General features: G+C 62.4%; 6 protein-coding genes and 1 pseudogene. All 7 read right to left on the bottom strand.

Annotated elements, in window-relative coordinates; genetic code table 11:
* Positions 1-1,524: pseudogene (locus U9R81_RS10325) on the bottom strand (hypothetical protein); the annotation flags it as partial.
* 32 nt (positions 1,525-1,556) lie between these two features.
* Positions 1,557-2,225: a hypothetical protein gene (locus tag U9R81_RS10320; RefSeq protein ID WP_322495378.1), complete on the bottom strand. Its 669-nt coding sequence runs from the start codon at positions 2,223-2,225 to the stop codon at positions 1,557-1,559.
* A gap of 4 nt (positions 2,226-2,229) precedes the next feature.
* Complete coding sequence (locus U9R81_RS10315; protein WP_322495377.1) at positions 2,230-3,024, bottom strand: DUF6754 domain-containing protein; 795 nt, start codon at positions 3,022-3,024, stop codon at positions 2,230-2,232.
* Positions 3,025-3,288: 264 nt separating this feature from the next.
* The gene (locus tag U9R81_RS10310; RefSeq protein WP_322495376.1) at positions 3,289-3,534 is read right to left on the bottom strand and encodes a hypothetical protein; all 246 of its coding nucleotides are present in this window, start codon (positions 3,532-3,534) and stop codon (positions 3,289-3,291) included.
* Positions 3,500-3,979, bottom strand: a complete 480-nt coding sequence (locus U9R81_RS10305) for an SRPBCC family protein (protein WP_322495375.1) — start codon at positions 3,977-3,979, stop codon at positions 3,500-3,502. The genes U9R81_RS10310 and U9R81_RS10305 overlap by 35 nt, the downstream gene beginning before the upstream one ends.
* Positions 3,980-4,021: 42 nt before the next feature.
* A complete protein-coding gene (locus tag U9R81_RS10300; RefSeq protein WP_322495374.1) occupies positions 4,022-5,092 on the bottom strand; it encodes an ATP-dependent 6-phosphofructokinase in 1,071 nt (356 codons plus the stop codon).
* Between the two features lie 174 nt (positions 5,093-5,266).
* Positions 5,267-6,293: E3 binding domain-containing protein (locus U9R81_RS10295; RefSeq protein ID WP_322495373.1), on the bottom strand; the 1,027-nt coding region annotated here is incomplete at its 5' end.

Raw genomic sequence — 6,293 nt, 5'->3', positions numbered from 1 at the left:
CTCACTCGCCGCGGCTGGCTCCTCCGCCCGCAACCACGCTGGCACCTCACTCGCTGCGGCTGGCTCCTCCGCCCGCAACCACGCTGGCACCTCACTCGCTGCGGCTGGCTGTTCATTCTCCCAAGCCGAGAGATCGCTGGCATCAGCCTCACGGAGCCACGTCGGAATATCGCTCAATGTTGTCGTAAGCGAGCTGTCAACGAGATCAGAAGGTTCCTCCTCTTGCAACCACGTTAGCGCTGCGCCTACTTCCTCCTCTCCTTCCTGCGACCACACTGGCGCAGTGCCTGCCTCCGATGCAGCAGACTCCCATCCAGAGCGATCACCGGCGTCAGCCTCGTGCAGCCACGTCGGGACATCGCCGGCGGAACCGGCGGTTGGCGACGTATCGAGCAGCGCCGGCTCTGGCGAAACGGCGCTCAACTGCTGCTCCGCTTCCAGCAACCAATCAGGCGTCTCTTGCGCTTCGGGCACTTCCGGCGCTTCCGGTTGCAGCGCCGGCTCAACCTCACTGGTTAACCAAGCCGGAACGTCAACATCGGAGCTGGTTACGTTACGTAGAGCCGCATTGCTGTCAGCCACTAAGGTTAGCGCATCCGGCGCCACTGGCGGGGTCGTCGTTGTCGGAGGCGACATAAAATCTTCATCTAGCAGCCACGATGGAAGATCAAGGCGCACCGAGCCGGGAGCAGCCGGCGGCTCATCACCGGCAACATTCTGCAACCACGCCGGCAAATCCGGCACTGGCGGGCCACCAGCTGGTGGCCGATTCGGCGTTGCCCATTCCGGCACATCGGTCGCAAAGACCGTCTCGTCATCTGCGGCTGCGCCTGTCACCCAATCCGGCGGATTGGCTGGCAGCGCAATCTCGGCCAATTCATTCAGCCAATCATCGAGCGCTGGTTCAGATGGCTGCCCGGCTGCCGCAACCGGCTCGCTCGGCAACACTGACGGCTCCGATGGCGCTTCAGCAAAGGCCTGTGTAAGCTCTTCCTCGCTCAAATCGTGCAACCATTCGGGCACACCAGCATTAGGGTCAAGCGACGCCGGTTCCGGCGCTGGTTCTGGCGCTGGTTCGATGGCCTCTTCATGGCCAATACTCCGCAACCAATCAGTTGGGCCAACGGGCATACGCACCCGCGAACTCGTGGTTGGTGGCGGTTCAGCCGGTGAATCGGCAGCGGGAGCTGGTTCGCTACTGAGGCTTTGCAGCCAGCCTGTAGCGCCGAAGAGAGACGGACGTTCAGGCGGAGGTTCCGGCGCCGCCTCAGCCAGCCATAGCGCTGGCTCGGCGCTGTCCAGCGGGTCGCTCACCTCTGTCTGCAGTTCAGCCAGCCAATCAGGCACATCAGCGGGAGCAGTCGCCGGTTCAGGCACCGTCAACCAATCAGGAATCGCCTCAGCAGACGGTGGTGATGGCGGGGTTATCCGATCAATACCGCGCAACCACGCTGGCGTCTCGTCGGATTCGTCCGGCGGCAGCGGCAAGGGCACATTACGAAGCCATGGCGGTAGATGTTCCATAGTGGCATCATCAGCGCCGGTGCGCAACCGCCTCAGCGATCGGCATACGGCATATCAAAGCCAATGAGTAGACGCACGCCGGCCACGAGCGCACCAATCGCCGATCCAAGCAAAAGGCCGCGCGCGCCGGCAGCAATCAAATAATCATTGAGCCACTGCACAGTCTGGCCAATCACTGGGATCAAGGTCAATGGCGGCAATTGAAGAATCAGCGCCAATAGCGCCACGACGACCACAACCACCGCTTCGGTGCGCCCGCTGCGCAACGCGCGCAGCATCGCGCTCAGAGCGAAAAAGGCGAGCAGTGCGAGCAAGCTCGCGGCGAGCGGTTCATAGATCAAGCGAAACACCGCGCGGATCGGCGGTGAAGCTAAGGTTGCAGGCAACGCCAAGCCGGTGGCAGTGCGGGTCGGGTAGAAGATACCGGCCACAATCACGATGACCATCCCCGCAATCAGCACAAGGCTATAGCGAGCTTCTGGCGCGCGCATCTGCACGCGCCGCACATGCGCCTGCGCCACACTCCACGCGCCGATCAGCACCGCGATAGCCGTAATCAACGCCGCCCACTGCACCAACACCGACGCCAAGGCAGCGACTGGCGGGCCGGCGCCGACAAAATCAAGCAGTACGATCAACCCGCTGACACCGGCGATTAGCACCGCGATTAATTGGCGCGGATTGCGCAACGGAGACGACATGCGATCACCACCCCGGCAAGAACGACCATCCCGACAGCGACCGGATCACACCGTACCCAAAGGCCAACACCATCAACCAGATCACCGCTGTCCGCAGCGTATCGTGGGTCAACAAGCGCGCTTGGAGCGCAGGAGCCGCAGTCAGATGCGCTTCCGCCGCAAAGATCTCTTCGCCAACCAACACGTGCGGCGTTGTCACTGCCATCACACCCAGCGCCGCTGGATGAGTGCTGCCCAATACTTGCGGAAGCTGTTGTTGCGCGCCAATCTCTGCCGCCAGCAACACTTCTCGATCAAAAGCGCCGGTAAGCAAGCTCGCCTCTAACGGTTCACGATGATAGCGGGCCGCCACAGCCGCCGCATACGCCATCGCGTCGGCATGCGCCCACAGCTCGATCTGGCGCGGGTCAAACGCCTGCGGCTGGCCAACAGCGCGGTACGACTGGCGGACAGCGCCTCGCAACGCGAGATGGGCCACTGCATCAGCCGAGCTGACGACAATTGTGGCTCCGCTCGCCGCGGCCTGCTCGCTCGCCTGCCGCACAACGTTCAAGCCAGCCAGCAACTCAGCCGTACTGGCCCGTTGCCCATCGCCAGCCCCGATCGTGCTCGCGCCGGGAGCAAGATGGACTGCCCGGCCTGTTTCCGCACTGCGCGCCAGCGCCGCCTGTAAAGCATCCAACGCCGGCAGTGGCCGCCGCACCGGCAGCCGGCCAGCGAGCACGCGCGCGTGATGCAGCCAGACAAGGGCGATGACCACGGCCAGCGCAATGATGAAGAAAATTGCCGGCAGACTCATCAGACGCTTCCTTACGTTCCGACAACGCGCAATCGTTTACAACTTGGCCGCTAATTTCCTATTGAGTGTAACCCACTAGATCGGCTTTGTCAATTGTTTGAGGCAAGAAAAAGCGTCACAAAGCGATAAAACGATCCATAATCGTAGAAAGAACGCGATGCGTAAGATTCGGGGCCGCCCGCGATGGCGTGCGGCAGCGTTACTGGTACCTGACCCACAGCGGCATGCCAGCGGGAGAAACGAGACAGCGCGCACCACAAACAGTTACGACTGTTTATGTACACGCTCCTGTAACAGATCGCGCAGCGCAGGCCAATGGGCCGGCGTCGTCAACAGCTCGATCACGCCGGCCCAGCGCGTGCCGCGCGCCAATGGCGCCAGCGCCTGCGCGCCTTGACTGCACACCACATCGAGCGGGGCAACGATCTGCAACACCATTGCGACCGGCACACTCAAACCGGCCCGCTCGATCTGGTCAGCTAGGTGGTGGAGGGGGTGAGACGGTTCCATGTGGCGTTTGTTCAACCACCCGGCGCAACGCATGCAGAAATTCAAGCGCCAGTTTCTCGAAGCGTTTGCGCTGGGTGGCATCAATCAGGTGGGCAACCAGATCGGGCAATTCCAGTTGGTCAAGCCGTTCGATCCGGTAACGGCCATCCTCAAGCGGCACCAACCGGCAGCGGTTGACGCCTTGAAACGGCGGAAAACTGATCCGGAAGCGCGTGGCCCGGCTCAACGGCGTATAGTCGATCACTTCCATCTCGGCATGCACGAGCATCCCGTGCAGTTTGAAACGATACCCATGCCGCGGACGGTCATCCGGCGGCAACTCAATCCGCACCCGTTCCAGCGATGGCATCCAACGTGGCCAATTGCTGAAATCATCAAGCACAGCCAGCACCCGCTCCGGCGGCGCGGTTGTCACCGTCGTGGCGGCGATCTCATAGCGGATCATCGTCTCGTCACCTCTGCGCTTATGCCGGCAACGTGGGCGGCATCAGAGTTCATCACCAAACACGATTCCCAAACTCCGCGCGCACAGCACTAAATCGCTATGCGGGCGCACCCGATTAAGGTAGCCGCAGGCTTCGGCCAGCGGCACCGTCACGATATCTTGCCCGCGCAGCGCCACCATCTCGCCATAGATCCCGCGCGCAGCGGCTTGCACTGCGGCCGCGCCATAGCGCGTCGAGAGCAAGCGGTCATACGGTGAGGGCGAGCCGCCACGCTGCAAATGGCCTAGCACCACCACCCGCACATCTTTGCCGGTCAGATGCTCGAGCTGTTCGCCAACCCAGTGCCCGATCCCGCCCAACCGGCCTTCAGCGATATACATCTCTTGACCGCCGCGCGGGCGCGCGCCTTCCGCCACCACGATAATGCTAAACGCGCTCCCTTGCATATCGCGCGCACGCACCTTTTCGGCTACCCGCTCGATCGAGAAGGGGATTTCTGGAATTAAGATCACATCGGCCCCGCCCGATAAACCGGCGTGCAACGCGATCCAACCGGTATGCCGGCCCATCACCTCCAGCACCATCACCCGGTTATGGCTAGCCGCTGTGGTGTGCAGCCGATCAATCGCATCGGTCGCCACTTGCAGCGCGGTATCAAAACCGAAGGTGCGATCGGTGCCGGCGAGATCGTTATCGATTGTCTTCGGCACCCCGATCACCGGCGCACCCAGTTTGTGCAGCTCTAGCGCGATGCGTTGGGTGCCTTCGCCGCCAATCGTGATCAGCGCCCGCAAGCCCATCTCTTCAATCGCTTTGACGGCGCGGACATACGGATCCTCTTCCGACAGCTCATCGCTGCGTCGCGGGCCAAAATGGCCTTTATTCGTCGTGCGCAGAATCGTTCCGCCACGCGGCAATAATCCTTGCACATCGGCATTGGTCAACACGCGATAGCTCTTCGTCCCCAACAGCCCCTCGAACCCGTCGTGAATCCCGATCACTTCCCAACCGAGACTGGACGCCGACTTGACGACTGCACGGATGACGGCGTTGAGACCCGGCGCATCGCCTCCACTGGTGAGCACGCCGATCCGCTGCTTCTTGCTCGCCATGGCTTACCCCCTCGGACTTATTTCGTTTATCATAGTTTACCAGCCTGACACACAGATTATACCACCCGCAACTATAGCGTAGCGGTAAATTGTAGCGGTTTTTTGTAGTTGTGAGGCAACTGTGGAAGGATAGAGCATCACTCTATTCCTTGGGGATAGAGCATCGCGCTATCCCTACTCCACGCCAAGCTGGCGGCAAACATCACGTAAAAACGCCATCGCCGCGAGATGATCGAGGATGCGCGCATCGTACCACACACTGAGATGCGCGATTGCACCTGTCACCATGGTTGTTTCATCGAGCGCCACCGGTTGCGGATGGGCCGCGCTCAGCGTCAACGCCGCCGATGTGCCCGGCAACGGCGGCACGACCTGCCACCAGCCGTTCGTTGCCGCAATCACACAGGTCGCCCCGCTCAGATCGTCGTTCGCTTGCGCTAAGGCGCGGGCAATGCCGCGTTCGGTCAGATCACCGGCATCAGCGATCAGGCGCCAGCGCCCATCAGGCAATCCAGCAGCCACGTGGTAACGATGGCGCACAATGATGGCTGAATCACTCCAAGCGGCGTTGATCAGGGGGTGCATCGGGAAGAGCGCCGCTGCCGCCGCAATCAACGCGCCAAGCGGGGTGGCTTGCAGACCACGCGCGGCGAATTCGGCGGTTTGCGCTGCGCACCGGCGCAAGAGCGGCTGCACATTTACGGCAATGGTGGCGCTCGCCAGCGGAATGAGTTCGGTGATGGCCAACGGCGGTTTAATGACGGTCGCGACGGCAGCCATCTGATCGGCTAGTATCGGCGCCGGTTCAACGATAGTCCCCACCGGTTCAGGCGGCATCACCTCAGCCGGCGCCGTGATCATCTCCGGGTGGAGTTCAGCGGAACCCTCGCTCGTTCTCACCGCCGCCAACACATCATCGCGCCCGATCCGGCCCGCTGGCCCGCTGCCGGTCAGAGTGGCGAGATCGATCCCCAACACCGCTGCCATTCGCCGCGCCAACGGCGTCACCCGGAGGCGGCGCAGCGGCGCGTAGCGGGCAAGGACTGCGCCGGCAGCCACCTGCGCTCCCGGCGCAGCTAGTTGTTCGGTTAGCACTCCGTCACATTGCGCTGGCAACACCCACTCGGCGTCAGCCGTGAGCACCCGCGCTACTGGGGTAGCGGGTGTGAGCGGGTCGCCTACGGCGACGAGCCATCCCAAC

The sequence above is a fragment of the Chloroflexus sp. genome (assembly GCF_034435895.1).
GTDB lineage: Bacteria > Chloroflexota > Chloroflexia > Chloroflexales > Chloroflexaceae > Chloroflexus.
Note: the sequence above shows the minus strand (reverse complement) of the source record. Positions and strands in the feature narration are given on the sequence as shown.